Here is a 26,387-nt window from a genome sequence, read left to right on the forward strand (position 1 = left end):
TTCGATCAGGCAGACATGAAGTCGTGCCAGCGGCGTACCAGGTAGTTGTGCTCGTCCATTACCGAGTTCCACACCGCCACCTGGCTCATGCGCTGGATGTAGCTGCCGCCTTCGCGCACTTCACCCTGGCGGATAACCGGTTTGCCTCCCGCCACGCCGGGCAGGTCCTCGCTGGCCGCCTTACCGTCGTACCAGTAATCCCATTCCGCCTTGGACATCAGCGGCCGGGAACGCTGGGGGTTGGAGATATAGTAACCCTGGCGGGCGATCATCGACCCCGGCCAGCCGGACAGCCACCAATTCATGTAGTCGTAAGCCGCATCCAGCACCCTGCCGGTCGCACAGCGGGAGATCGACATGCCGCCATACCAGGCGCGGTAGCCTTCGCGGGGCGCCGCCATGCGCAGGTCGAGCTGCTGCGCCTTGAGCTCGATCAGGGCCGGGGACCAGAGGCTTTCGATGCCGACGGCGCCCTGCTTCATCTGTTCGACCGCGGCAGAATGGTCGCTCCAGAAGGAGCGGAAATGATTTTTACGTTTCAGCTTTATAAGGCATTCGATCAGCTGATCGATCTCTTCGATCGACAGGTTGCCGATATCCTTGAACTTCGCCAGACCCTTCGCTTCCACGGCCAGCGCGGCATCCAGCGCACCGATCGCGCAGTCGCTCTGCAGACCGACCAGGCCACAGCAGCGCTCATCCACCAGCCAGCCCCAGCTTTCCTCTTCGGCAATCAGGTCCGCGGGCAACAGATCCCGGCGGTAGCCGAAGCTGTCGGCGTTGTGACTGACAGGCAGCATGGTGATTTTGCCGGTAGGGCGCGGGCCAAAGTTGCCATCCGGCTGCACGTAGAGCCTGTCCACCGGCTTGCAGCCATCGCCCAGCGGCGCATGCAGGGTGATCCGGCCGGTTTTCGGCAGCGAGTTGATCTCTTCCCAGTGGGTGATCCGCTTGATATCGATCGGCTGCACCGCCGAGGCGGGCCAGATAAAGTCCACGTTGTGGAACCACTGGTCGTAGATATCGAACGACTCCGGCGACAGCACGCCCCGGGTCTGCGCTTCCACACCGTCTAGCACCTCAAAGCGAATATCGATCCCCAGATCCTTGCGTGCCTGATCGCGAATGCAGTCGAGCAGGGTCACAGAGGTACCCAGCACACGCAGCACCGGGGCTCCTTTAAGAATCGCCGGTGCTTTAGATGTTTTCGGTGCTTCCGGCGATTGCGATGAAGAGGTTGTCGCAGATTTAGCCATTGAGGATCCTTGGCGCGGGGAAACGGCTGATGCTTTCCATAAATGTTTGCAGCGAACGCCTTATTGTAACCTCTGAAAGATTGCGAGTGATAAATATAAGGTATGAGTCACGCTCTTCCTTGGGCCACTGGGTCAGCAGCTCCGGCGGATACACCGTGTGCTGTACGCCGTGCAGCACCAGCGGGACTTCACTGTCCTTGGGGTGCAACACCCCTTTGACGCGCAGAAGATTGGCGCCGTGGCAGTCAAGCAGCAGCGACAGCCAGATACCCAGGCAGGTCCAGTCCAGCTCACCATCCAGCTGCAGGCGGAAAGACGCAATACCATCCAGGTGCTGGCCTGCAGGCTGTTGCTTATTAGAAAACGCGGAAAAGGCGGGGGATCCCAGCCAGCTCTGAATCTGCACCGGTCGCCACTGCTTGCCGCCCGAGACGCCGACAAACAGGTTCTCCAGCTGAGCAGGCTCGACCTCGCCACTGATCAGTTCAGCCGCAGGGTTGATACGCTGAACAATCTCCCGAACCTTATCCAGCTGTGCAGACTCCGCCTGGGCAACTTTCGAAAGCACGACTCTGTCTGCAGCCGCCACCTGGTCGGTCCAGACCGGATAAGACTCGTAGCTGGCCAACCCGTTCTGCGCATCGACCAGACAGATACCCGCCGCCGGCTTCAACTGATTGCGCAGCACAGTATCGGCGGCCAGGGTCGAATTGATCGGGCCGGGATCAGCTAGCCCTGTGGTCTCAAGGATAATGCGGCGGAAAGGAGGAATCTCCCCGGATTCACGCTGCGACAACAGCTTTTTCAAAGCCTCGGACAGCTCTCCACGGATGGTGCAGCAGACGCAGCCGCTTTTCAGCAGCACCGCTTCCTGCTCAAGATCGCCCAACAGCAGGTTATCCAGCCCCACCTCGCCAAATTCGTTGATCAGCACCGCGGTATCGCCGAAGGCCTCGTCACGCAGCACCCGCTTCAGCAAAGTCGTTTTGCCGGCGCCGAGAAAGCCGGTAATCACATGGACCGGAATCCTGTTATCCAGATCAGCCATTAGCCTGCTCCTCGCCGATAAAGACCGCCGACAGCGGATCGACCGCGCGCCCAGTCAGATCTGCGACCGCGCGCCAGATCTCACCCAGGTCGGTGGCCAGCGCCTGTTTACCTGTAGCCGTAGATATCAGGTAACTGGTGTTCTGAAAGTCCTTCACCGTCACCCGGGCCGATTCCAGCACACTGTTGATCAGCGCGATCCGGTAAGCCCGCTCGCGCCGACGCTCATCGGCGGCTTGTTCGGGGTCAAGCGTATGGGTCGCGCTCCAGTGGCTTTCGCCACCTAGGGCTCCGCACAGTCCGCACATCAGCAATCTCCTCTAGCGAGCATCAACGATCAGCGCCTCGACTGCGGTGGCGCTACGCAGCAGCCACTCATCCTCTCCGCAAGGAGCGCTGAGCTGCAGACCGGTGAACTGATTATCCGCATCAATCCCGCTGGGTAGCGCTACAGCTGGGCAGTCCAGCAGACTGGCCACCATCGACAGCTTGAGTGTTTTCAGGTTGGTTGCGGCAAAGAGCTCCGGGTCTTTTGCCAGCGGCTCAAGCTCCGGTGCCACATGGGCCACCGTCGGTGTCAGCAGCACGGCACCATCGAGATCCTCTTTAAGGGAGTGAATCATGCGGTTGCGTTCACGATAGAGCACCAGCAGGCGTTCACCGCTGACACTGGCCGCTCCGCCCAGGCGCTGTCTTACACGCGGGTCCATCTGCTCGCCGAGATCGCTGTTCACCAGGTGGCCATATTCTGCATAGGCCTCCACGGCGCCCAGCCAACCCAGTGCTTCAATACAATCCAGCGCCTCATGCACCGGAGCGACGGCGCGCTCCTCAACGCTATAGCCCGCGGCGCGCAGCTTATCGACGGTCTGCATCAGATTACGCCAGACCGCCGGTTCTATATCGATCCGCTCCGGCAGCGCCATATCCACCACAAACCGCACCGCGTTTTGTGCCAGCGGCTTTCTCGGCCGGTAAGTCTCGCCACGCATGGCATCATCCACCGCCACACAGTCCGCCAGCGTATGCGCCATCACGCCGATAGTATCCAGGGTATCCGCCAACGGCGTGACGCCCTCCCGGGTATGGCGGTTCTGGGAGGGGCGGTAGGAAACCAGGCCATTAAACGCCGCCGGTACGCGCAGAGAGCCTGCGGTGTCTGTCCCGATCGCCGCCGGCACCACACCCTGGGCCACGGCCAGCGCCGAGCCGGAACTGGAACCACCCGGTACACGCGGCGTATCTCCACTGGCAATCGACACCGGCGTGCCGTAGTGAGGATTGAGGCCAAGGCCGGAGTAGGCCAGTTCCGTAAGGTTGGTCTTGCCGACACTGACCAGACCGGCAGCTGCGGCGTTATACGCCGCACGGGCATCGGTTTCCGCCGGCTGGTTCGACAATACCCGGCTGCCCGCCGTGGTCACCGTGCCGGCAAGATCAAACAGATCCTTCCAGGCCAGGGGGACGCCATCCAGCGGCCCCCTGCGCAGCTTCAGCCGCGCGCGATCGGCCGCCGCCTGAGCTTCCGCCAGGGCTCGCTCGGGGCAGAGCGAGATAAATACGCCCTCAGCCTCCAGGGCCTTGGCCAGGGCTTCGCGGGTCAGGGCAATAGGGTCCAACCGACCGGCCGCTATCTGCTCACCCATCTCCAGGGCGGTCAAGGTAGGGTTACTCATGCTATCCGCCTCAGAGATCTTCGCGTTTCTGTTTCAATGCAGCGGTATCGGCATCGCTGAGCCTGCTGAAACCCCGTTCCTTATCGAATACCCAGTTACGGCCAACGCTGGTCGCAAGATACTGGTCATCAAAGCCCGAGTTGACCTCCTGCTGCGGATAGCGCGGCATGATCCAGGTTTTCATCAGCAGCCAGTAGATCAGCAGCGCCGACAGGAAGCCCACCGCGTATGCGTATTCAAGGAACAGGATCGCCAGACCACCGCCGATAACCCAGGCGATCAGGCCTGCCGGGTTAAAGCCCGATGCGAAGCGGAACTGACCATTGGGGTTGAACAGGTCAGGCACGTTGAGTCGGCGACGGCGCAGCAGGTAGTAATCCGCCACCATGATGCCGCCCACGGCGGACAGCAGCGCACCGTAGTAGCTGAGGAAGGTAAACAGGTTATTCAGGATCAGCCAGGGCATCGCCAGGGTGCCGATAATACCGGCCAGCACCAGTGCAACGGCATAGGAGACGCGCGGCGCGCCGGCATTCACAAAGGTCAGCGCGGCGGGAATCAGGTTAGCGGCATTGTTGGTGGACCACTGCGCCAGGATCACCATCAGCAGTAGAACCACCAGGGTAAAGCCTGCGCCCTGGGCCTGGATCACACTGACCGGGTTCCAGTCGCCCGCGGCGATAAAGGAGACGCCGCCGATCAGCGCGATCCACGCCTGGGTCGCAGGCAGCGCGATGAACTGAGCCACGAACACATTGCGGTTACGCTGACGGAAGCCTTTCGGGTTTGCGGGCACTTTCAGGAAGCGGGTCAGGTTGGGGATATCCACAGCCAGCGCAGACCAGAAGGCCATGTTGGCGAAAAACAGGCCGATCACGGACACATCTTCGCCACCGGCGAAGGTCCAGATATTGATGCCCTGGGTCTTCGCCAGCACATCGAGGGTGTAATACATCCAGATCGAGATCGCCAGAATGCATGGCGCTGCAATAGAGGCGAGCATCTCAACCGCGCGGATACCCAGCGCCGTATTGACGATCTGCACCACCGCAAAGATCAGGTACCAGGTCACCCAGCTGTCAAAGCCGGTGAGGTACTCGACGATACCGTTGAGCGCCAGCGCCCCCAGGTAGGTCTGGATACCGAACCAGATGGCGGCAACCACGCCGCGCGATACCGCCGGCAGATGCGTGCCCTTGATACCGAAGGGCGCCCGCAGATAGACCGAGAACGAGAGCCCGTGCTCGGTGCCGATATCGGCGGTCAGCGTCATCACCACGCCCAACACCAGGTTGGCCAGGAAGATCACCACCACCACTTCGGCCAGTGACAGCCCCGCAACGCCGCCGGCGCCCAGCTGGAAGGTGGCGATGATGACGGCCATACCGATCCAAAGCCAGATAAAACCCCAGAATCCAATTGTTCTTTGAGAACGCCATACCGGGAGAATCGACTCCTCCAGCAAATGGCTGTCTGTCTGTGGGCTTGTTCCATCTGCCTCTTGATGACTTTGATGACCGTTCAAACCCTGGCCTCCGCTATAGATGAATTTTGAATACAGAATTCATTTATAGAACACAAAAAGTAGCCAGATCAACCAAGAGTTGAAAAAAACCGTTCATAGACATGTTTCTGTCGCACTGATCAACTTTTCACCAAAAAATATCCAACCCACATCAAATAAAGTCATTTTTCACTAATAAAAACAGAATAACTGGTCTAAAAAACTAACAAAAACCGCAATCACACCATGAAAAATCAATAATCCAGAATCAGGCAGTCGATTTATCAACGCCTGGAAATCTTGCCATATAAAGAAGGGAAACACCGATACCCTTCCAATCCCACATTGACTTAAATGAATTTTGTATCCAGAGTTCATTTTCGATCATGCGAGACCGATCATTTGAGGCAAGGGTTAGTCACTGTCTCTCTACCCCAAATTTCAGAGAAATGCCGCGACCGGGCGGTCTAGGAGATGTTTGCAATGGCCAAGAAAGAAATACTTTGCGCCTTCGGGATTGATGTGGACGCCGTAGCCGGCTGGCTGGGTTCTTACGGTGGTGAAGACTCACCTGACGATATCTCCCGCGGCCTGTTCGCCGGCGAAGTGGGTGCCCCACGACTGCTCAAACTGTTCAAAGAGCACAACCTGAAAACCACCTGGTTTATTCCGGGGCACAGCATCGAGACCTTCCCCGAGCAGATGCAGGCTGTCGCAGACGCAGGCCACGAGATCGGCGTTCACGGCTACAGCCATGAAAACCCGATCGCCATGACCCGCGAGCAGGAACGCGATGTGCTCGATCACAGCATCGAGCTGGTCACCAAGCTGGCGGGCAAGCGTCCCACCGGTTATGTAGCACCCTGGTGGGAGTTCAGCACGATCACCAACGAGCTGCTGCTGGAGCGTGGCATCAAGTATGACCACAGCCTGATGCACAACGATTTCCACCCGTACTACGTTCGTGTCGGCGACTCCTGGACCAAGATCGACTACTCCAAGTCTGCCAAGGAGTGGATGAAGCCGCTGCAGCGTGGCGAAGAGACCGACCTGATCGAGATCCCGGCCAACTGGTACCTCGATGACCTGCCGCCGATGATGTTCATCAAGAAGTCCCCCAACAGCCACGGCTTCGTCAGCCCGCGCCACCTGGGTGAAATGTGGCAGGACCAGTTCGACTGGGTCTACCGCGAAAATGACTATGCCGTATTCACCATGACCATTCACCCGGATGTCTGCGGCCGCCCGCAGAACCTGATGATGCTGGAACGTTTGATCAAGCACATCCAGAGCCATGAAGGCGTGCGTTTCTGCACCTTTGATGAGATCGCTGACGACTTCGCCAAGCGCAACCCGCGCAGCAAGTAAGCCGGCGCCGAGGCTCCAATTCAAATAACTCAAAAAGTGAGATTCAACTCATGAACAGCAAGACTTCTCCGGCTGTGGACGCGGGCACCCGCGTCCCGGCCGACGGGGTCGCTCCCTGGGATGTGGAAATCACCCAGGGGCAGATCCTCTACGCTTCCTTGACCTGTTTTATCGCCTGGGTAGCCTCGGTTTACGACTACACCCTGTTTGGCACCCTGCTGCCGGTTATCGCTGAAGACTTCGGCTGGACCACAGCCCAGGCCACGGCGGTCAACACCTGGGCCACCATCGGTGTGTTCGCCATCTCGCTCATCGTCGGTACCATTCTGGATCGACTGGGACGTAAAAAAGCGCTGATCCTTTTGGTGATCGGCGGCGCGATCAGCTCCGGTCTGTCTGGCCTGGCTGCCGGTGTTGCCTCCATGGTGATCATCCGCTCCTTCTCCGGCTTCGCCGTCTCCGAAGAGGTGGTGAACTCCGTTTACCTGAACGAAATCTACAAAAAGGCCAAAAACCGCGGCCTGATGTTCAGCCTGGTACAGAGCGGCTGGCCGGTGGGCGCACTGCTGGCGGCGTTCATGGTCTCCTGGCTGCTGCCGACCGTGGGCTGGCGTGGCAGCTTCTTCATCGCTGCTGCCGCATCGATCATCGTTATCGTCATGGCGCTGAAACTGCCGGAATCACCGGTGTTCGCCGCCATGAAAGAGGTGGAGCGCCGCCGCAAGGCCGGCGATATGCAGGGCGCGCAGCAACTGGCCGCTAAGCACGACATTGAAGTCGACCACGGCCACGACCTGGGCCTTAAGGGCGTCTTCACCCCGGAACTGCGCAAGCACACCATCTCACTGTCACTGGTATGGCTGCTGAGCTGGATGGCGATCCAGGTATTTGCGGTACTCGGCACCACCGTACTGGTGGAAGCCAAGTCGGTGAGCTTCGAAAACTCCCTGCAGGTACTGATCCTGGCCAACGCGGTCGGCTTTGTCGGCTACCTGTTCCACGGCTGGCTGGGTGACCGTATCGGCCGTCGCGCCACCGTACTGATCGGCTTCGTACTCGGCGGTATCGCCAGCCTGGCTATGCTGGTTGGCCCAAGCTCAGACAGTTTCGTCTACGCCATGTACGCGCTGACTCTGTTCTTCCTGCTCGGCCCCTTTGCCGCGATGCTGTTCTACATGGGCGAATCCTTCCCACCGCAGGTACGCGGCATGGGCGCCAACGTAGCCCACGTTATGGCACCGATCGGCGCGATCATCGGTTCAGCCCTGGTTTCCGTGCTGCTGACCCTGGGCCTGCCCATGGGCACAACCGCCATCATCGCCGGCTCAGTGCCGCTCGTGATCAGCGGCCTGCTGATGTTCGGTACCCGCCGGGTTGACCACACCGCCACCTAATGAGCTTAAGGAATCAGATTGTGGATAGTTTAAAACGAGACGATGGCCTTGCCGGCAAGGTCGCCATTATTTCCGGTGCCGCCAGCGGCATCGGCCAGGCCCTGGCAGTAAGTTATGCACAGGCTGGCGTAAAGGTCGTAGCCGGTTATTTTCCCGGCGACCCGCACGACATCCAGCAGACTGTGGATAAAGTTATTGCTGCCGGCGGCCAGTGCATCCCGGTCTCTCTGGATGTGCGCAGCCAGCAACAGTGCGACGACCTGGCCAGCACCGCGGTACAGGAGTTCGGCAGACTGGATATCGTTGTTGCCGCGGCCGGCATCCTGCGCCAGGCATCGATTGGCGAGATGAGCGATAACGAGTGGGACGACATGCTGTCGGTGGACCTCTCCGGCGTCATGCGCCTGTTCCGCTCAGGCTCCAGGCAGATCGAAGAGGGCGGCTCCATGATCGCCATCTCTTCAATTGCCGGCGGCGTTTACGGTTGGGACCACCACGCTCACTACGCCGCGTCAAAGAGCGGTGTGCTTGGCCTGGTACGCTCGCTGGCCGTTGAACTGGCGGAGCGCAAGGTTCGCGTCAACACCATCATTCCAGGGCTGATCGAGACTCCCCAGTCGCTGGATCCGGTCAACTCTCTGGGTAGCGACGGCCTCAAAGCCGCTGGCGCCTACATCCCGCTGGGCCGCGTTGGACGCGCCGAAGAGGTGGCCAAGGTTGTGCGCTTCCTCAGCGGCGATGATTCCAGCTATATCACCGGGCAGGAACTGATTGTCGACGGCGGCCTGACCGTACGCTGGCCGGGTTGATACAGAGGTAGATAAAGAGGGAGCTTCGGCTCCCTGCTTTTGGAGACTTGAATGAACAAACTAGACAACAAAGTTGCGCTGATCATCGGCGCCGCCAGCGGCATCGGCCAGGCGATCGCGAAACTGTACCAGGCTGAAGGCGCGACTCTGGCGCTGGCCGATCTTAACCAGAATGCCTGCGCCAGCCTTTGCACAGCTGAGGATTCGGCTTATCGCGTCGACGTCAGCTCCGCCGAGTCGGTGCAGGCGCTGGTAAACGCAGTGGTCGAGCGTCATGGGCGGATCGATATTCTGGTCAACAGCGCCGGCATCCTGAACGAATGCCCGATCACCGAGATGTCTCCGGATATCTTCGATCAGATGATCGCCGTTAACCTGCGTGGCGTCTTCCTGGCGTGTCACTACGTGGCGCCGCTGATGGTTGAGCAGCGCTCGGGCCGCATCATCAATATCGCTTCCCAGCTGGCCCACAAGGGCGCCATCGGCATGTCCCACTACAGCGCGGCCAAGGCCGGCATCCTGGGGATGACCAAGTCCATGGCACGGGAACTGGCACCCTACAACGTGCTGACCAACGCCATCGCTCCCGGCCCGATCAGCACCCCGCTGCTGGGTGATGTCAGCAGTGAGTGGATCGGTGAAAAAGAGGCAGAACTGCCGCTGGGTCGCTTCGGAAAACCCGAAGAGGTGGCGCCTTCAGCCCTGCTGCTCGCCGCATCCCCGGACGGCGATCTTTACCTCGGGCAGGCGCTCGGTCCCAACAGCGGCGACGTCATGTAACTCTTCGTCTGACTCTTCATGTAAAGCCGCCCCTCCGATACCGGGTCGAAGGCCCGGTATCCTTCCAAAGACGCTGTACACCTAATATCAGCAGCGCACATAATAGTTCGGCACCCCCTCCAAGCCGGCATCCTAGATTGCCTATTTAATGGACTAGAAGAGAGAACCCGTTCTGTCTGCTCTACAACTAAAACCAGATGATCAACAGACGCGCGAACCGATGTACGAGGTCATCCGCAAGGCCCTCAGAGAAGCGATTCTGGACCGCCGTATTCAACCCGGCCTGGTATTGCTCGAAGGACCTATCGCGAAGCTGTTCGACACCAGCCGTGGCCCTGTTCATACCGCCCTGGAAAAACTGTTTGAAGAGGGGCTGATTCAGCGCTTTGACGGCCGCGGGTTTATACCGAAAACCTTTGCCAGCGATGTTGAGCCGGTCAGAGCCAAGCTGACGTTTGAAAATCTGGGTATCACCCAGGTCGCTGCGCAGCCGGTGGAAAGCAGGCCCGCCGCCGATCGCATTTTTGATGATGTGGAGGAAGCCGTGGCCATGTCCATCGCCTTCGGCCACTTCAAAATCAACGAGATCGCCCTGAGTGAGTACTACGGCGTCAGCCGCACCGTCGCGCGCGAGGTGCTGGGACGTCTGAAAAGCCGGCAACTGGTGGAGAAAACCAAGCAGTCGCCCTGGCTGGCCGGGCCTCTGACCGCAAGGGCCGTGGCCGATGACTTCGAGATTAGAGCGTTACTGGAGCCTGCGTTGCTGATCGATTCAGCCCCGCAGCTGGATCCGGACAAGGTGTCCGCCATGCAACGCCGCCTGGCGCACCTGATTCTGCACCCGGAAGAGCAGACCGCATCCGCGGTCGCCAAAATAGAATCGGAGCTGCACTCGGAATGGCTGAGCTTCGCTCATAACAAGAAAGCGCTGAAGATGATCGCGCAGAGCCAGCTGCCACTGATGGTAAACCGCATCTTTTTCAGCACCCTGGGCATTCCGCCCGGGGACCCGGTGTTCATGGAAAACAAACTGGTGGTCGATCACATCGCCCAGGGCGCTTACGAGGCCGCCGCCGCGAGCCTCAAGGCCCACCTGAAACATGCCGCAGAGCGCACCCGCAAACGCCTGAAGGTGCTTTCGGTGTTCCCGGAACCGCAATTACCGCCCTATCTGGTCCGGGTCACCTGATACCAGCACCCCAAACGCTGAAGCCCGTTCAGGCTTCAGCGTTACTCAGGTCTGACCTCTCTATCCAGTCACACACAATCATCGCCCGTAACAGGACGCATCAGTCAGATGAGCGGATCAGCAGCCGGTCCAACAGCCCGTACGGCAGTATCCTGCGCATCAGTCCCATAAAATGGGTGGGGAAGGTGACGTAATAACGCGGCTTGGGACGACGGCTTTCAATGGCGTGCAGAAGGGGCTTGAGCACCGCCTCTGCCGTCAGGGTGAAGGCTGGTTCTTTGCCAGGCTCCTGGTTAGCCAGCCGAGCGACGACCGCTTCATAGGTTTGGCGGTGGGCGCTGGCCTCAACATCGATATTTTCGTTGAACTTGGCAAAGGCGTTTTTGCGGAAAGCGCTCTCGATCGGGCCCGGCTCGATCAGGCTGACAGCGATGCCGCTGCCTTCAAGCTCCAGCCTCAGGGTGTCCGTCAGCCCCTCCAGGGCAAACTTGGAGCAGTTATAGGCGCCACGATACTTCAACGCCACCATACCCAGCACCGATGAGTTCATCACGATACGGCCATGCCCTTGGCGCCGCATCACCGGCAGTACCCGGTTGGTCAGCTCCAACGTACCCAACAGGTTGGTTTCCAGCTGGGCGCGCATCACATCACGGCTCAGATCTTCCACCGCACCGGGCTGACCGTAAGCAGCGTTGTTGAACAGGGCATCCAGGGTGCCTCCGGTGCGCTCCAGTACCTGATCCACGGCACGGTTGATCGAGTCGCTGCTGTCCAGGTCCAGCTGCAGGCTCTCAAGGCCTGCATCGCTGAGCACCTGTAAGTCGCTTTCCTTCCGCGCGGTGGCAAACACGCGGTAGCCGAGCTCTTTAAGACGCAGTACGCAGTGCCTACCGATACCGCTGGAGCAGCCGGTGACGAGGATCGACTTCATACTCTTTTCCCTGAGGTGATTCCCTGTGGTGATTCCCTATGAAAAGCGTCAGCAGGCATCAGTCCGCTGCCTGAGCGCTCTCGGCAGCTTCCAGCTCTTCAATCTTGGCGTTCTGGCGCTCAATAAAGCCTTTCTGCGAATCCAGATTCAGCTTGTCCAACACCCCCTGAATCTTCAGTTGGGCGTTTTCCTCCGTCAGGCTCTTTACCTGGAAGTACTGAAAAGCATTCAGACCCAGCGAAAGGGCAACGACCAGGGCGATCACGATCGCCGCATCCAGATGAAGGGTGAACTTTTTCAATGCTATGTCCTTAACAGGAGCCAGGAGTAAAGCCGGTTCTACGGCGGTGCCTGCCTGTTATACGCGCAACGGCGGGGCTGGAAAAGATCAGTGCTCAGCGCCGCTTATGTCAGCCATGCCAAATAAGGTACGACGATATTGACAGTCTTTTTGAAAAAAGCTCGGCGCAAGGAATTAAAACATATTAAAAACAGACAGTTAGCATTAATAACCCGCATAACCAAAACTGGCACCCATGTTGCGATAGAAGATGCAGGCAGTCAGCCTCAACCCGAGCAGCAAGGAGAAAGACGATGGTTGCTACTCACAATGACGAGAAGTACGAAGAACTCGGCCTGGTACCCTCAATCCTGATGGTCGTCGTCGGTCTGGTTATCGCTATCATTCCAGCCCTTGTCCAGATCGGGATACTGGCGGCTGGCTAACCTGAAAGACTCCCAAGCAACTGTTTTAGCCCCGGCTCTGTCCGGGGTTTTTTATGCAAAAAACACGGAGATATGGCTGGATGACCCGGCTCATGGGATATGCAGACAGACTAAGCCTGGAAATGAAGCACGGAAAAAGTACGTGAAAAACTGTGTTGAGAGACTGTACTGAGAAGCTGTACTTAAAAACTACACGGGAAAACTTTTGGAGGGGAGATCACCATCGGTGAGTACCGATGGTGCAGATGGGGAGACTCGAACTCCCACGCCCGTGAAGGCACTAGCACCTGAAGCTAGCGTGTCTACCAATTCCACCACATCTGCGTCGGTTATGGCTTTATGTTCCGAGAGAAGTCTCTCTTCGCAACATGCGGCGCCGGACCGATTTAACTTTTGCTTCTTACTGATTCTTGCGAATCTGCACTTTCGAACTTTGCTGTTCAACACCACTTCAGGGAAGTGGTGCAGATGGGGAGACTCGAACTCCCACGCCCGTGAAGGCACTAGCACCTGAAGCTAGCGTGTCTACCAATTCCACCACATCTGCTTCGAAAGTGGGGCGCATTATATAGAGCGCCCCGGGGGTTGTGAACCCCCTTTAGAGATCTTTTTTAAACTCTTTTCAAAAACGCCTCAAGGCTCCAGGCATTTTTCAAAACGACCAGCCAAATCAAGCAGATAGTCCGCGTAGGCGGTCGCGCTCAATTTGGAGTCCACGGCCAGGGGGTCGATCTCGGCGGTTTTCAGCTCCAGACCATCGGTAATCCGCTCCACCAGGGCGCTGCTGAACTGGGGCTCGGTCAGTACACAGGCCGCCTGCTTCTGCTCAAGTGTCTCGCGGATCTCCGCCAGATGGCGAGCACCAGGGCTACGGCCCGGGTCCACGGTGAAGTAGCCCAGCTGGTTCAGGTTGTAGTGTTTTACAAAGCCGGTATAGGCATCGTGGAACACAAAGAAGCCACGCTCATGCAGCGGCTCCAGCTTATCCCAGATCTGGCGGTCTACAGCATTAACCGAGGCTTCGAAGCGTTCAAAGTTGCTGACCAGCTGCGCTTCCTGCTCCGGATAGACCTCGATCAGACGGGCGAGAATATTGCGCGCGGCTTCAAGGCCGGTCATCGGATCCAGCCAGGGGTGTACGTCCAGACCGCCATGATCATGTTCATGGCCGTGGTCATGAGCAGCCTCTTCGTGCCCGTCATGTTCGTGCTCGTCATGATGACTCTCTTCATGCTCATCGGCATGTGAGGCATGCTCGTCGTGATGATCGGCATGTTCATCCGCTTCATGATCCTGGCCCTGTTCATCATGATCCTCATCTTCGGCATGATGCTCATGGCCAGCCTGTCCCTCAGCCTCGCCCGAGATCAGAGCCACCTGTGCCACACCGGCCTGATTCAGGGGCTTTTCGAGAAAGCGCTCCAGCTCCGGCCCGACCCAAACCACCAGGCGAGCGTCATCCAGAGAGCGCATGTCCGAGGGCTTCATGGCATAGTGGTGCGGTGATGCGCCATCCGGCAGCAGCACACGGGTTTCGGTGACCCCTTCGGTCAGCGCCGCCGCAATCATGCCCAAAGGCTTTATACTGGCGACCACCCCGCCGTCATCGGCCATGGCCGGGGCTGTAGACATCAGCGCTGCTGCCGAAACGGCCAGGGCCAGGCTGCGTCGCGCATTGGACAACAATAAATTTTGGATCGAAATCACACACACCTCTAACGTACAGAAATTGCCATGTTATACTATAACAAACCTAATTTCTGACGTTGTCAATACGAGACGATATGAACTGCGAAGACCCGGGCTTTGAAGCCAATCACGACCACGACCACTGCATGGAGTCGGCGTTATCCACTGCCAAGGAACTCTGCCGTGAGCGCAAGCAGCGCCTGACGCCGGTGCGTGAGCTGGTGCTCAAACTGATCTGGGAAAACCACCAGCCGATGGGCGCTTACGAACTCCTGCCCGCACTGGCCGCTGCCGGCTTTAACTCCGCGCCGCCGACGATCTACCGTGCGCTGGAGTTTCTGCAAGAGCAGGGGCTAGTGCATCGCATCGCATCGCTAAACGCCTTTATCGGCTGCCCCCATCCGGAAAACCCGCACCGCAGTGGCTTTCTGATCTGCAGCGGCTGTCAGCGCGCGGTAGAGCTGGATACCGCACCGGTGCACAAAGCGCTGAGCGAGTCCGCTTCGGAGCTGGGCTTCCAGATTGCGCACGAAACGGTCGAGGTGGTTGGTCTCTGCGCCGATTGCCAGAACCAGGAGGCAGTCGATGCCTAATCGCGATCTCGTCCGCCTCAGCCAGATCAACGTGCGCTTTGGTGACGATAACGTACTGCAGAACATCAGCCTGAACCTGCACGATGACTGCATTACGACGCTGATCGGCCCCAATGGCGCCGGGAAAACCACGCTGGTCAGAATCGTGCTCGGCCTGATCAAGCCCACCGACGGCAACATCTGGCGCCGCCCCGATCTGCGCATCGGTTACATGCCGCAGAAACTGCATATCGACCGCACCCTGCCGCTGACCGTAGCCCGCTTTATGCAGACACCGCAGCGCAGCGAAAAAGCCGCCGTACTGGAAGCGCTGAAGGCGGTCGCAGCGGATCATCTGCTGAACAAATCGATCCACGACCTCTCCGGCGGCGAAACCCAGCGCGTACTGCTGGCCCGGGCGCTGCTGCGTAACCCTACGCTGCTGGTGCTGGACGAGCCGGTACAGGGCGTGGATCTGAACGGCCAGATCGAGCTCTACAACCTGATCGCGAGGATCCGCCGCGAGCGCAAGCTTGGCGTATTGATGATCTCCCACGATCTGCACCTGGTGATGGCCTCCACCGACCACGTGGTCTGCCTGAATCACCATGTCTGCTGCTCCGGCCACCCCGAGGCGGTCAGCGCCGACCCCTCGTTCCGCGAGCTGTTCGGACCTGCACAGGCCAGTGCCCTGGCCCTGTACAACCATCACCACGACCATCACCACGATATCCATGGCGATGTGGTCGATGATCAACCCTCTCCCTGCTGTAACGGACACTGAACCATGGCGGATTTTCTTCTACTGGCCCTTGCCGGAGGTATCGGCATAGCCGCTGTGGCGGGGCCTCTGGGCTCTTTTGTGGTCTGGCGGCGGATGGCCTATTTCGGCGATACCCTGGCGCATTCGGCGCTGCTCGGCATCGCTCTGGGTTTTCTGTTCCAGATCAACCTAAACCTGGCCGTGGTGGCCTGCTGTGTTCTGCTGTCGCTGATCCTGGTAGCGCTGCAGCGCCAGCACCTGGTCGCCACCGACACTCTGCTGGGAATCATGGCGCACAGCTCTTTATCGCTCGGCCTGGTGGCGATCGCGCTGCTGGATGATGTGCGTATCGACCTGATGCAGTACCTGTTTGGTGACCTGCTGGCTATCGCCCCCGGCGATCTGATCTGGATTTACGGCGGCGGCGCCCTGGTGCTGCTGGTGACCTGGCGGCTGTGGAACCAGCTGCTGGCGATTACCATCAACGAGGAGCTGGCCCAGGTCGAGGGCGTGAATACCCTGGGGGTCAAACTGGCGCTGATGCTGCTGATCGCCACCGTCATCGCCGTGGCAATGAAACTGGTGGGCATCCTGCTGATCACCTCACTGCTGATTATCCCGGCAGCCGCGGCACGACGAATCTCCTCCACGCCGGAGCAGATGGCGCTCTTCGCGTCCCTGCTGGGCGTGATCGCGGTGGTTGGAGGTCTGTGTGCTTCCTGGTTCTGGGATACACCGGCAGGCCCCTCGGTTGTGGTCGCCGCGCTGGTCGAGTTCCTGCTGCTCTATGCCGCGCCACGCGGCTTATCCAGAGCCTAAACCCGGGTCATGAGGTCGATTACCACCTGGCAGTACTGGCCAGAGAAAAAGCTGCACTCGCGGATCTGGGCACTGGCCTGGCCGATGATGCTCTCCAACATCACCGTGCCGCTGCTGGGCCTGGTGGATACCGCCGTAATCGGCCATCTGCCGTCGCCGCATTACCTCGGCGCGGTGGCCGTGGGCAGCATGATCTTTACGGTCATCTACTGGACCTTCGGTTTTCTGCGAATGGGCACCACCGGCATGGTAGCCCAGGCTTCTGGGCGCGAGGATGGCACCGCGGTGCGCACGCTGCTGGCCCAGTCGCTGATACTCGCCACGGTGATCGGCAGCCTGATTATCCTGCTGCGCACGCCGGTCACCGACCTGGCGCTGCGACTGATGGACCCGGAGGTGGATGTACTGGGCGAAGCCCATGCATACGCCGCCATACGGGCTTTCGGGGCGCCTGCCATGCTGTGCAACTACGCGCTGCTGGGCTGGTTTGTGGGAAATCAGAACACCCGAATTCCGCTAGTCCTGCTCACCGTCAGCAACCTGATCAACATGCTGCTGAACGTGTTTTTCGTCTACGGTCTGGGCATGCACGCCGACGGCGTGGCGCTGGGTAGCGTGATCGCCGAGTGGTCCAGCCTGGCGCTGGGTCTCTGGTTTGTGCGCCGCATGCTGAAGGATATTCCGGGGCAATGGCTGACCGGGCCGCTGAAGCGCCTGCGCGACTACTCAGAGATGTTCCGGGTCAACCGCTACCTGTTCGTGCGTACGGTGATTCTGCTGCTGACCCTGGCGTTTTTTACCTCCCAGGGCGCCAAGCAGGGCACCGATATCCTCTCCGCCAACGCCGTGCTGCTCAACTTTGTCATGCTGATCTCCAATGCGCTGGACGGCTTTGCCCACGCCACCGAGGCGCTAAGCGGCAAGGTACTGGGCAAAGGGAGACGAGAGGAGTTCTATCGCACCGTTGTCAGCGCCGCTATCTGGTCGCTGGTCAGCGCACTGCTGCTGGTAGGGGTCTTCGCTCTCGGCGGTAACCTGATCATCTCCATGCTCACCGGCATCGAAGCGGTGCGCAACGAGGCGGCCATCTACCTGCCCTGGCTGATCGTGCTGCCGTTGATCGGAGTCTGGAGCTTTCTGCTGGACGGGGTGTTTATCGGCACGACTCAGGTGAAGGCGATGCAGAACACCATGCTGTTCTCGGTCTTCTGCGTTTTTGCACCGGTCTGGTGGCTGAGCCAGCCGCTGGGAAATCACGGCCTGTGGATGGCGCTGCTGAGTCTGTTTGCTGCCCGCGGCGCCAGCGGTGCCTGGGTTTTCTGGCGTATCAGTCGGCGTGATGCCTGGGGAGAGAGGGGCTGATTGTTCCGCCCCTGTTTGAACTCACGCCTGGTATCAAAAGCGCTTAGTGATCCCGGCGGTTCAGGCCGGTATCGAAGTTGATCACCTGCACCTGGTCGCGCTCACTGTCGCTGCTGCCCGGCGCTTTGTCGCTGCGCTCGGCGCTGACGCGGGTTTCCAGCTCTTCAGGATCTGGGCGTCCATCCAGACGTAGCGAATCCTCAAAGCCGCATTTCACGCACTCGCGGTATTCACGCTCTTCGTCGCGGTACATCCGTACCGAATCCATCTGCGCACAGCGCGGGCAGACCGCACCGGCAATAAAACGTTTTACTGCACTCATTTCTAGCCTCTCTCGTCCCTTCCGTCCGGCTAACTGAGCCGGACGAACCGAACCTTGATCTATTGAGCCCAGGCTCCTGGGGCCTGGGCTATTGAGACTATTGTACCGTCATTCGATGCCGGAATGGCGCAACAGAGCATCCACGCTGGGCTCACGACCGCGGAAGGCGATAAACAGCTCCATCGGCTCGCGGGAGCCGCCCTGCTCAAGAATACTTTCGCGGAATGACTGACCGGTTTCCGGATTGAAGATCCCTTCCTCCTCAAACCGCGAGAAGGCGTCTGCGGAAAGCACCTCGGCCCATTTGTAGCTGTAGTAGCCTGCGGCATAGCCACCGGCAAAGATGTGGCTGAAGCCGTGCTGGAAGCGGTTCTCACGCGGCGGCTGGAACACGGACACCTCCTGACGCACGCCATCGAGCACCGCCTGGATATCGGTCTTGCCCGGCTCGTACTGGTGATGCAGGCGGAAATCGAACAGCGAGAACTCCAGCTGACGCAGCATCATCATGCCGGACTGGAAATGTTTCGCCGCCAGCATCTTGTCGAGCATCTCCTGCGGTAGCGGCTCGCCGGTTTCGAAATGGCCGGAGATCAGCGCCAGCGCCTGGGGCTCCCAGCACCAGTTTTCCAGGAACTGGCTCGGCAGCTCCACCGCATCCCAGGCGACACCGTTGATGCCACTGACATCGGGGCACTCCATGCGGGTCAGCATGTGGTGCAGGCCGTGACCGAACTCGTGGAACAGGGTGGTCACCTCATCGTGGGTCAGCAGCGCCGGCTGGCCCTTGGAAGCTGGGGTGAAGTTACACACCAGGTAAGCCACCGGCAGCTGCAGGGAGCCATCCGGCAGGCGGCGACGGATCTGGGCATCGGCCATCCAGGCGCCACCGCGCTTCTTGGCGCGGGCGAAAGGATCCAGGTAGCAGTAGGCGATCTCTTCACCATCGCGGCTCAGGCGGTACAGACGGGCGTCCGGGTGCCAGCTGTCGAACGCTTCGATCTGTTCAAACTCGACGTCGAACAGACGACCAGCCACGGCGAACAGGCCATCGAGCACCTTCGGCAACGGGAAGTAGGGCCGTAGCGCCTGCTGGGAAATATCGAAACGCGCCAGCTTCAGCTTCTCGCCGTAGTAGGTCATATCCCAGGCACAGAGCTCATCCAGACCATCCGTTTCCAGCGCGAAGGCTTTCAGCTCGCCCAGCTCGCGCTCGGCCATGCCGCGGCTTTTTGCGGCCAGATCTTCGATAAAGCCGACCACCTGCTCGGGCGACTGCGCCATTTTGGTGGCCAGGGAGTAATCCGCGTAGGAATCAAAGCCGAGCAGCTTCGCCAGCTCCACACGCAGATCCATGATTTCGCTCATCACTGCAGAGTTGTCCCACTGGCCGGCGGTCGGCCCCTGGTCAGAGGCGCGGGTGCTGTAAGCGCGGTACATCTCTTCGCGCAGACCGCGGTCTTCGGCGTGGGTCATGATGGCGTAGTAGGGCGGGAAATCCAGGGTGAAGACCCAACCTTCCAGTTCGCGCTCTTCGGCGGCTTCTTTCGCCGCGCTGACGGCATGATCCGGCAGCCCTTTCAGCTGCGCCTCATCGGTGACCTGCTTGTACCAGCCCTGGGTGGCATCGAGCACGTTCTCGGAGAACTTGGTGGTCAGCTCGGACAGGCGCTGCTGCAACTCGGCATAGCGCTTCTGTTCGGCTTCCGGCAGGGCGATACCGGAGAGACGGAAATCGCGCAGGGCGTGATCGATCACGGTTTTCTGCGCCTGACTCAGACCGGCATAGGCGTCACTTTCGGCCAGCGCCTTGTAGGCTTCATACAGCGCCTGGTTCTGGCCCATCTCGGTGTAGTACTGGGACAGCTTGGGCAGGCAGGCGTTGTAGGCTTCGCGCAGCTCGTCGGAGTTCATCACCGAGTTCAGGTGCGATACCGGAGACCAGGCCTGGCTCAGCTCATCGTTCAGCTGATCCAGCACGCCGATCAGGGAATCCCAGTCCCGCGCCTCTGTATCCTGCGTCAGCTGGGCTATGCGGCTGCGGTTGCGCGCCAGCAGCTCATCGATGGCCGGCTCCACATGCTCAGGAAGAATCCGGCTAAAAGGGGGCAACAGGTGCTGTTCAAGCAGGGGATTGGACATACGTGTAAGTCTCCGGAATCGATATCGTTGCTATACCAGTCGTTAAGATACAATGGAGGGCATTCTGAGCCATTTCAACAGGAGTACCCCATGAAGATTCGCAGTTATCAGGGAATGACCCCCAAGCTGGGTGAGCGTGTTCTGGTCGACCCAAGCGCCGTGGTGCTGGGTGATGTGGAGATCGGCGATGACTGTTCGATCTGGCCCCTGGTGGTGATCCGCGGCGATATGCACCGTATCCGCATCGGCAAGTCCACCAGCATCCAGGATGGCTCCGTGCTGCATATCACCCACGCCGGGCCCTATAACCCGGACGGTTTCCCGCTGATCATCGGCGATCATGTCACCGTGGGTCACCAGGCGATGCTGCACGGCTGCACCATCGGCAGCCGCGTGCTGGTGGGCATGGGCGCCACCGTCATGGATGGCGTGGTTGTTGAAGATGAGGTGATCATCGGCGCAGGTTCCCTGGTACCGCCGGGCAAACGTCTCGAAAGCGGCTATCTCTACGTGGGCCGACCGGCCAAGGCGCAGCGCGAGCTGACCCAGAAAGAGCGCGAGTTCTTCACCTACACCGCCAACAACTACGTGAAACTGAAAGACAAGCACCTGCAGGAAGAGTGGGCTAACGCCGACTGAGCCTGTCCGCTGGCCCTGCGCTAACCTAGATCGGCGCGGGGCTATCCTCTCGATACAGCGATTGTAGGAGCGACGCCCCCGTCGCGATAAACCGCCTTGGGTTGATCCAACTCCGTGCCGGATTCAATCGGCGCGAGGCGCGCCTCCTACAGCTGCTTATTCTCGGTGCGTCGATTGTGGAACGGCGACCCCGCCGCAACTAACCACCCGGTTTGAACGACCTCCGCGCCAGCGCCGATCGGCACGGCTTCGTGCCTCCTACGAAACCACTCCTAAGCCTAAAACCCCCCTGTTTTCAGGGTAAATTTCATTAGGCGTATTGCTATTGATAACAGTTTTCATTTAGATTGCATCAATACTGCACTAACAATAGCAACAGACAGTTTCAAAGGAGTTTTGCCAGGATGAACTTTCGACGCGCTCTGGGAGCAGGCCTGATCGGTGCCGCTCTGTTCGCCCCGCTGCCACTGACCACTGCCGTACAGGCGGCTACGCCTTCCCAGGAAGCCGTGGTTGACCACTATGCAGATATCGCACAGGCGATTTTCGAAGATTCCCTGACCACCGCCAAGACGCTGCAGAGCGCCGTCGATGCGCTGATTGCGAATCCCTCTGAAGAGACGCTTCAGGCTGCACGCGAAGCCTGGGTCGCAGCCCGTGTGCCTTACCAGCAGTCCGAGGCTTACCGTTTCGGTAACGCGGTTGTTGATGACTGGGAAGGCAAGGTCAACGCCTGGCCGCTGGATGAAGGTCTGATCGACTACGTCAGCACCGACAGCTACGGCACCGAGTCTTATGAAAACCCCTTCTACACCGCCAACGTGATCGCCAACCCTTCCCTGGAGATCAGCGGCCAGACCATCGACGCCAGCGAAATCACGCCGGCACTGCTGGAGCAGCTGCACGAAATCGATGATGTCGCCGCCAACGTGGCCAGCGGTTACCACGCTATCGAATTCCTGCTCTGGGGCCAGGATCTGCACGGCACTAATCCCGGCGCGGGCGAACGTCCCTACACCGACTACGACAGCGCCAACTGCACCGGCGGCAACTGCGAGCGTCGTGGCGATTACCTCAAGGCCGCTACCGATCTGCTGATCTCCGACCTGGAAGAGATGGTCGGCAACTGGAAAGAGGGCGGCGCCGCCCGCGCCGATCTCGAATCCAAGTCAGCGGTTGAAGGCCTGGCGGTCATCACCACCGGCATGGGCAGCCTGGCTTACGGCGAGCTCGGCGGTGAGCGCACCAAGCTCGGCCTGATGCTGCATGACCCGGAAGAAGAGCATGACTGCTTCTCCGACAACACTCACTGGTCGCACTACTACGATGCCAAGGGCATTCAGAACGTCTACCTGGGTAGCTACACCCGTGTCGATGGCACCGAAGTGACCGGACCCTCCCTGTCTGACCTGGTAGCGGGAGCCGACGGCGACCTGGACAAGTCGATGCGCGAGCACCTGGACAGCACCATGGCGCAGGGCCAGGCGATGGTGGACTCCGCCGCAGCCGGCGCACCGTTCGACGTCATGATCGCTCCGGGTAACACCGAAGGCGGTCAGCTGGTACAGAACTTCGTCGATGCCCTCGTTGCACAGACCGGCGTAACCGAACAGATCATCGCCAAACTGGAACTGGGCGATGTTCAGGTTGAAGGCTCCGACAGTCTGGATAACCCGGACGCCGTACTGAGCGAGTAAATCTATGGCGTTTGCAGTATTCAAACGCCGCGCCCTGAGAACCTGCCTGCTGGCGTTACTGCCGGCGGCAGGTTTCTCTGTTTATGCCGCCGATGAAAATCCAACGCTGAGCGGCGGCGACACCACCTTTACCGGTGCCAATCACCACTCACCCTTTTCCCAGCCCGCTGCCAACCTGAGCCTGGAACGGCGCATGGACTTTGTTCTGGGCGAGGCGATCTTTGAAAAGATCTGGGTACCCTCTCCCTCATCCACCACCGCCAGTGACGGCCTAGGGCCTCTGCATAACGCCCGCTCCTGCAGCCAGTGCCATATCAACGATGGCCGCGGCCACCCACTGAATGGCGAGAACGATCGCCTGGCCTCTCTGCTGCGGCTCAGCGTGCCGGCCAATACGCCGGAGCGTATGCGCGAAGCCGAAATAAACGGCCTTGCCGGTGACCCGGTCTATGGCGGCCAACTTCAGCCCTTCGCCGTGGCAAGTATTCCTCCCGAGGGCCGCGTCGATCTGAGCTACGAAACCCATAGTGTCGAGCTTGCCGACGGCACCGAGTTTGAACTCCGAAAGCCCGTGGTAAGGGTTATCCAGCCCGGTTACGGCGAGTTCGATCCGGCGCTGCGCAGTTCGTTTCGCATCGCCCCACCGATGATCGGCCTCGGGCTGCTGGAGCAGATTCCCGCCGAGCGGCTGGAGTCGCTGGCCGACCCCGATGACCAGGATGGCGATGGTATTTCCGGCCGTATCAACCGGGTTTATGACCGCAGCAGCGATTCGATAGAGATCGGCCGCTTTGGCTGGAAGGCGGGGCAACCGACACTGGCACAGCAGAACGCCAGCGCACTGAACAACGATATCGGCATCGGCAACCCGATCTATCCCGCCGCGAGCGGAGGCTGTACCGAGCGCCAGCCGGAGTGCCTGAACCAGCTGCACGGCAATACCGAACAGCAGGGCGGCTTTGAAGCCTCTCCGGAGATGGTGCGAGTACTGGAGTTTTATACCGCCATGCTGGCGGTACCGGCAGCGCGGGAGCAGTCGCATCCGGAGGTACAAAAGGGGCGTGAGCTGTTCAAGCAGATCGGCTGCGCCAGCTGCCATACACCCTCGCACCGCACCGCCGACACTGCTGATCGCAACACTGAGTTCCCTGAGCTTGCGGGGCAGACGATCTTTCCCTACACCGATCTTCTGCTGCACGATATGGGGCCTGGACTTGCCGACGAGCACAGTGAGTTCAGTGCCTCTGGCCCAGAGTGGCGCACTCCGCCACTCTGGGGTCTTGGCCTCACCCAAGCCGTGGGTGGCGCCAGCTTTTATCTGCATGATGGACGTGCACGCTCCCTGCCTGAAGCGATTCTCTGGCATGGCGGCGAAGCCGAGCGTACAAAACAACAATTCAGCCAACTTGATAAAGTCGACCGGAGCGCTTTGATCCGGTTCCTGGAGTCACTATGAACCGATCAAAACAGACAGGCCTGATACCTGTGATTACCGGCGCGGGCGCCATGTTCCTTCTCTCCGGCGTGCTGCACAGCCAGATCGCCACCGCCAATGATGTGGACTGGTCCTCCTACAACCGCGAAACCATCGAACAGGATATCCTGCCGGCCTACGCTCGTTTTGCAGAGCAGACAGAAGCTCTGCAAAGCACCACAGCCGCGTTATGCAGTGCCGCCGACGCCGAACACCTGCAGCAGGCGCAGGACGCCTTTATCGCCGCCCAGAACGCCTGGCAGGGGATCTCCGCCGTCCAGTTCGGGCCGGTGCAGTTCCTGATGCGCAACTACAGCATTCAGTACTGGCCAGATCGCAAGAGCATCGGCCGTCGCCAGTTGCAGAGCACCCTGCAGATGCCCGCCGATACCCAGTTCGACCAGGAGTTTTTCCACCAGGCCAGCGTATCGATCAAGGGTTTTCCGGCACTGGAGCAGTTGCTGTTTAGTGAAGATGCACTGGATAAGCTCAACCGCGAGGGCGTCGATTGCCGCCTGACCGCCGCTATCGCGACTAACGTCAACGAGATGGCGCAGGGGATCTACAGCGACTGGCAGAGTTCCAGTGAAGAGATGCTCAGCCAGGAAAGCAGCAGCGATGACGACGAGGAGAGCAGCAGCGATGTGCCCGAACTCAGCGTCAACCTGATGAAGTCGCTGGTGGAGCCGATCGAGCTGATCCGCGACACCAAACTACTGGCGGTGCTTGGCCGCGGCGCCGAAGCCACCTACCCGCATCGCGCCGAGAGCTGGCTGAGCGAGCAGTCACTGGCCAACATCCGCACCAACCTGGATGCCGCCCATGCGCTGTACACGGGTGAATCCGCTGGCCTCGACCAGATGCTGCGCGCTCAGGGGCATGGCGAGATTGCTGACCAGATCGAAGCCGATTTTGCCCAGCTGAACAAAGAGCTCGAGCCTTTGGGTGACTCCCTCGTCGCTGCGCTGGAGACCCACTACGACGAGCTCAAGACGCTCACCGCATCGCTGCGCAAACTGGACGAGTCTCTCAATAGCGCCATGCAGGTGCTGGGTGTACAGCTGGGGTTCAATAGCCGTGATGGAGACTAATCGCCGCAAACTGCTGCAGCTGTTAGCCGGCGCGCCGCTGCTGGCTGCCCTGCCGACCCCTGCCTTTGCCACCAGCAGCACCGGTGATCAACTGCTGATCGCCAGCGCTGCCGATGATGCCCAGGGCAACCACTGGCTGATCGCCATGAATGAGATGGGTGAAGAGAGGCTGCGTCATCCGCTGCCGGATCGCGCCCACCACGTAGCGGCACACCCAAACCGCCCACTGTTGGCCGTGGTGGCGCGCCGCCCCGGCTACTATATCGACCTGGTCGCTTCCGACACCGGTGAACTGGTTCGCCGGATCGAGCCACAAGAGGGGCGTCACTTTTACGGTCACGCGATCTTCACCCCGGATGGTCAGGGCCTTCTCGCTACCGAAATGGACGTGGCCAGCGGCCAGGGCCGGGTAACCCTCAGGTCACTCGACCAGGCCGGCGCCCCGTCAAAGGATATGAGTAGTGGCGGTATCGGCCCCCATGAGCTGCTGCTGGCGCCGGATCAGCGTACTCTCATCGTCGCCAACGGCGGCATTCTTACCGACGGCCGCGACAAGCTGAATATTGAGACCATGCAGCCGTCGCTGGCCTATATCGATCTGGAGTCGGGGGAGATCACGGAACAGCGTTTCCTGGCGGAGCAGGACCATCAGCTCAGCATCCGGCATATGGACGTAAACGCCCTGGGCGAGGTGATTATCGCGTTGCAGTACCAGGGCGACCTGGACGATGACAAGGCGCTGGTTGCGCTGCACCGTCGCGGACAGCAGATCAAACTGCTGCGTGCGCCCGATGCGGTCAACCGGGAGATGACCCAGTACTGCGGCAGCGCCCGCTTCGACAATAGCGGCCGCATCGCCGCCGTCAGTGCTCCACGTGGCAATCTGATCACCTTCTGGGATATGGAAACGGACAGTTTTCTGACCAGTATGCGTGCTACCGATGGCTGCGGGTTAGCGGCCACTTCGGAAGACGCCAGCTTTATCGCCAGCACCGGACGTGGCAACTGCTACGCGCTCTACCCGCTGGAGGATTATCGCGAGGCGATGATGCTGCCACCTGGACTGAGCAGCCTCGCCTGGGACAACCATATGGCGATCAAGGCGCTGACCAGTTAACTCAACTCTTAACTGAG

General features: G+C 59.9%; 25 protein-coding genes and 2 tRNA genes. 15 read left to right on the top strand and 12 right to left on the bottom strand.

Going from position 1 to position 26,387, the window contains the following annotated elements; genetic code table 11:
- Positions 1 to 5: 5 nt before the first annotated feature.
- The 5 genes from C4S72_RS21955 to C4S72_RS21975 are packed head-to-tail and all read right to left on the bottom strand — an operon-like array spanning position 6 to position 5,504.
- Positions 6 to 1,256: an ABC transporter substrate-binding protein gene (locus C4S72_RS21955; protein ID WP_200826864.1), complete on the bottom strand. Its 1,251-nt coding sequence runs from the start codon at positions 1,254 to 1,256 to the stop codon at positions 6 to 8.
- Entirely contained in the window at positions 1,249 to 2,304 is a 1,056-nt protein-coding gene (locus tag C4S72_RS21960) for a CobW family GTP-binding protein (protein WP_104005343.1), read from the bottom strand. Before C4S72_RS21960 ends, C4S72_RS21955 begins: the two co-directional genes overlap by 8 nt.
- On the bottom strand, positions 2,297 to 2,611 hold the full coding sequence (locus tag C4S72_RS21965) for a hypothetical protein (protein ID WP_104005344.1): 315 nt from the start codon (positions 2,609 to 2,611) through the stop codon (positions 2,297 to 2,299). Before C4S72_RS21965 ends, C4S72_RS21960 begins: the two co-directional genes overlap by 8 nt.
- 12 nt (positions 2,612 to 2,623) lie before the next feature.
- Positions 2,624 to 3,979: an amidase family protein gene (locus C4S72_RS21970; RefSeq protein ID WP_200826865.1), complete on the bottom strand. Its 1,356-nt coding sequence runs from the start codon at positions 3,977 to 3,979 to the stop codon at positions 2,624 to 2,626.
- Between the two features lie 10 nt (positions 3,980 to 3,989).
- Positions 3,990 to 5,504 carry an NCS1 family transporter gene (locus C4S72_RS21975; protein WP_104005345.1) on the bottom strand — a complete coding sequence of 505 codons (1,515 nt, stop codon included), beginning with the start codon at positions 5,502 to 5,504 and terminating at the stop codon, positions 3,990 to 3,992.
- Positions 5,505 to 5,966: 462 nt separating this feature from the next.
- On the opposite strand from C4S72_RS21975, the gene C4S72_RS21980 reads away from it, so the two are divergent.
- From C4S72_RS21980 to C4S72_RS22000, 5 genes are all read left to right on the top strand, one after another.
- Positions 5,967 to 6,851 carry a polysaccharide deacetylase family protein gene (locus tag C4S72_RS21980; protein ID WP_104005346.1) on the top strand — a complete coding sequence of 295 codons (885 nt, stop codon included), beginning with the start codon at positions 5,967 to 5,969 and terminating at the stop codon, positions 6,849 to 6,851.
- Between the two features lie 50 nt (positions 6,852 to 6,901).
- A complete protein-coding gene (locus C4S72_RS21985) occupies positions 6,902 to 8,245 on the top strand; it encodes an MFS transporter (RefSeq protein WP_104005347.1) in 1,344 nt (447 codons plus the stop codon).
- Between the two features lie 20 nt (positions 8,246 to 8,265).
- Positions 8,266 to 9,054 (top strand): SDR family NAD(P)-dependent oxidoreductase, encoded by a 789-nt coding sequence (locus tag C4S72_RS21990; protein WP_200826866.1) that lies wholly within the window; start codon positions 8,266 to 8,268, stop codon positions 9,052 to 9,054.
- Positions 9,055 to 9,105: 51 nt separating this feature from the next.
- Positions 9,106 to 9,834, top strand: a complete 729-nt coding sequence (locus C4S72_RS21995; protein WP_104005349.1) for an SDR family NAD(P)-dependent oxidoreductase — start codon at positions 9,106 to 9,108, stop codon at positions 9,832 to 9,834.
- A gap of 220 nt (positions 9,835 to 10,054) precedes the next feature.
- Positions 10,055 to 11,023, top strand: coding sequence for a GntR family transcriptional regulator (locus C4S72_RS22000; protein ID WP_104005350.1), 969 nt, complete (start codon positions 10,055 to 10,057; stop codon positions 11,021 to 11,023).
- Between the two features lie 100 nt (positions 11,024 to 11,123).
- Here C4S72_RS22000 and C4S72_RS22005 read toward each other — a convergent pair whose 3' ends face one another.
- On the bottom strand, positions 11,124 to 11,957 hold the full coding sequence (locus tag C4S72_RS22005) for an SDR family oxidoreductase (RefSeq protein ID WP_104005351.1): 834 nt from the start codon (positions 11,955 to 11,957) through the stop codon (positions 11,124 to 11,126).
- A gap of 58 nt (positions 11,958 to 12,015) precedes the next feature.
- Positions 12,016 to 12,258, bottom strand: coding sequence for a hypothetical protein (locus tag C4S72_RS22010; RefSeq protein WP_104005352.1), 243 nt, complete (start codon positions 12,256 to 12,258; stop codon positions 12,016 to 12,018).
- A gap of 293 nt (positions 12,259 to 12,551) precedes the next feature.
- On the opposite strand from C4S72_RS22010, the gene C4S72_RS26150 reads away from it, so the two are divergent.
- Positions 12,552 to 12,683 (top strand): hypothetical protein, encoded by a 132-nt coding sequence (locus C4S72_RS26150; protein ID WP_268807734.1) that lies wholly within the window; start codon positions 12,552 to 12,554, stop codon positions 12,681 to 12,683.
- 237 nt (positions 12,684 to 12,920) lie between these two features.
- Here the strand turns inward: C4S72_RS26150 and C4S72_RS22015 are convergent.
- The 3 genes from C4S72_RS22015 to C4S72_RS22025 all read right to left on the bottom strand — a co-directional run bounded on the left by C4S72_RS22015 (position 12,921) and on the right by C4S72_RS22025 (position 14,315).
- Positions 12,921 to 13,007 (bottom strand) — tRNA-Leu (locus C4S72_RS22015).
- Between the two features lie 136 nt (positions 13,008 to 13,143).
- Positions 13,144 to 13,230, bottom strand: a tRNA-Leu gene (locus C4S72_RS22020).
- An 86-nt stretch (positions 13,231 to 13,316) separates the two neighbouring features.
- Positions 13,317 to 14,315, bottom strand: coding sequence for a zinc ABC transporter substrate-binding protein (locus C4S72_RS22025; RefSeq protein ID WP_104005353.1), 999 nt, complete (start codon positions 14,313 to 14,315; stop codon positions 13,317 to 13,319).
- Between the two features lie 152 nt (positions 14,316 to 14,467).
- Here C4S72_RS22025 and C4S72_RS22030 point away from each other — a divergent pair, with 152 nt between their 5' ends.
- From C4S72_RS22030 to C4S72_RS22045, 4 genes are read left to right on the top strand one after another with little or no spacing between them, the layout of a single operon-like run.
- A complete protein-coding gene (locus C4S72_RS22030) occupies positions 14,468 to 14,965 on the top strand; it encodes a Fur family transcriptional regulator (RefSeq protein ID WP_104005354.1) in 498 nt (165 codons plus the stop codon).
- A complete protein-coding gene (znuC, locus tag C4S72_RS22035; protein WP_104005355.1) occupies positions 14,958 to 15,728 on the top strand; it encodes a zinc ABC transporter ATP-binding protein ZnuC in 771 nt (256 codons plus the stop codon). Before C4S72_RS22030 ends, znuC begins: the two co-directional genes overlap by 8 nt.
- A gap of 3 nt (positions 15,729 to 15,731) precedes the next feature.
- Positions 15,732 to 16,526, top strand: coding sequence for a zinc ABC transporter permease subunit ZnuB (gene znuB, locus C4S72_RS22040; RefSeq protein ID WP_104005356.1), 795 nt, complete (start codon positions 15,732 to 15,734; stop codon positions 16,524 to 16,526).
- 9 nt (positions 16,527 to 16,535) lie between these two features.
- Positions 16,536 to 17,888: an MATE family efflux transporter gene (locus C4S72_RS22045; RefSeq protein ID WP_104005357.1), complete on the top strand. Its 1,353-nt coding sequence runs from the start codon at positions 16,536 to 16,538 to the stop codon at positions 17,886 to 17,888.
- A gap of 43 nt (positions 17,889 to 17,931) precedes the next feature.
- Here C4S72_RS22045 and C4S72_RS22050 read toward each other — a convergent pair whose 3' ends face one another.
- Positions 17,932 to 18,210 carry a YheV family putative zinc ribbon protein gene (locus tag C4S72_RS22050; protein ID WP_104005358.1) on the bottom strand — a complete coding sequence of 93 codons (279 nt, stop codon included), beginning with the start codon at positions 18,208 to 18,210 and terminating at the stop codon, positions 17,932 to 17,934.
- A 108-nt stretch (positions 18,211 to 18,318) separates the two neighbouring features.
- The gene (gene prlC, locus C4S72_RS22055; protein WP_104005359.1) at positions 18,319 to 20,352 is read right to left on the bottom strand and encodes an oligopeptidase A; all 2,034 of its coding nucleotides are present in this window, start codon (positions 20,350 to 20,352) and stop codon (positions 18,319 to 18,321) included.
- 90 nt (positions 20,353 to 20,442) lie between these two features.
- On the opposite strand from prlC, the gene C4S72_RS22060 reads away from it, so the two are divergent.
- From C4S72_RS22060 to C4S72_RS22080, 5 genes are all read left to right on the top strand, one after another.
- Entirely contained in the window at positions 20,443 to 20,991 is a 549-nt protein-coding gene (locus C4S72_RS22060) for a gamma carbonic anhydrase family protein (RefSeq protein WP_104005360.1), read from the top strand.
- A 404-nt stretch (positions 20,992 to 21,395) separates the two neighbouring features.
- Entirely contained in the window at positions 21,396 to 22,688 is a 1,293-nt protein-coding gene (locus C4S72_RS22065; protein WP_104005361.1) for an imelysin family protein, read from the top strand.
- Between the two features lie 4 nt (positions 22,689 to 22,692).
- The gene (locus C4S72_RS22070) at positions 22,693 to 24,144 is read left to right on the top strand and encodes a di-heme oxidoreductase family protein (RefSeq protein WP_104005362.1); all 1,452 of its coding nucleotides are present in this window, start codon (positions 22,693 to 22,695) and stop codon (positions 24,142 to 24,144) included.
- Entirely contained in the window at positions 24,141 to 25,253 is a 1,113-nt protein-coding gene (locus C4S72_RS22075; RefSeq protein ID WP_104005363.1) for an imelysin family protein, read from the top strand. The genes C4S72_RS22070 and C4S72_RS22075 overlap by 4 nt, the downstream gene beginning before the upstream one ends.
- Complete coding sequence (locus C4S72_RS22080) at positions 25,243 to 26,370, top strand: DUF1513 domain-containing protein (protein WP_104005364.1); 1,128 nt, start codon at positions 25,243 to 25,245, stop codon at positions 26,368 to 26,370. The genes C4S72_RS22075 and C4S72_RS22080 overlap by 11 nt, the downstream gene beginning before the upstream one ends.
- Positions 26,371 to 26,387 lie beyond the last annotated feature (17 nt).

The organism is Marinobacterium lutimaris (assembly GCF_900108065.1).
GTDB lineage: Bacteria > Pseudomonadota > Gammaproteobacteria > Pseudomonadales > Balneatricaceae > Marinobacterium_D > Marinobacterium_D lutimaris.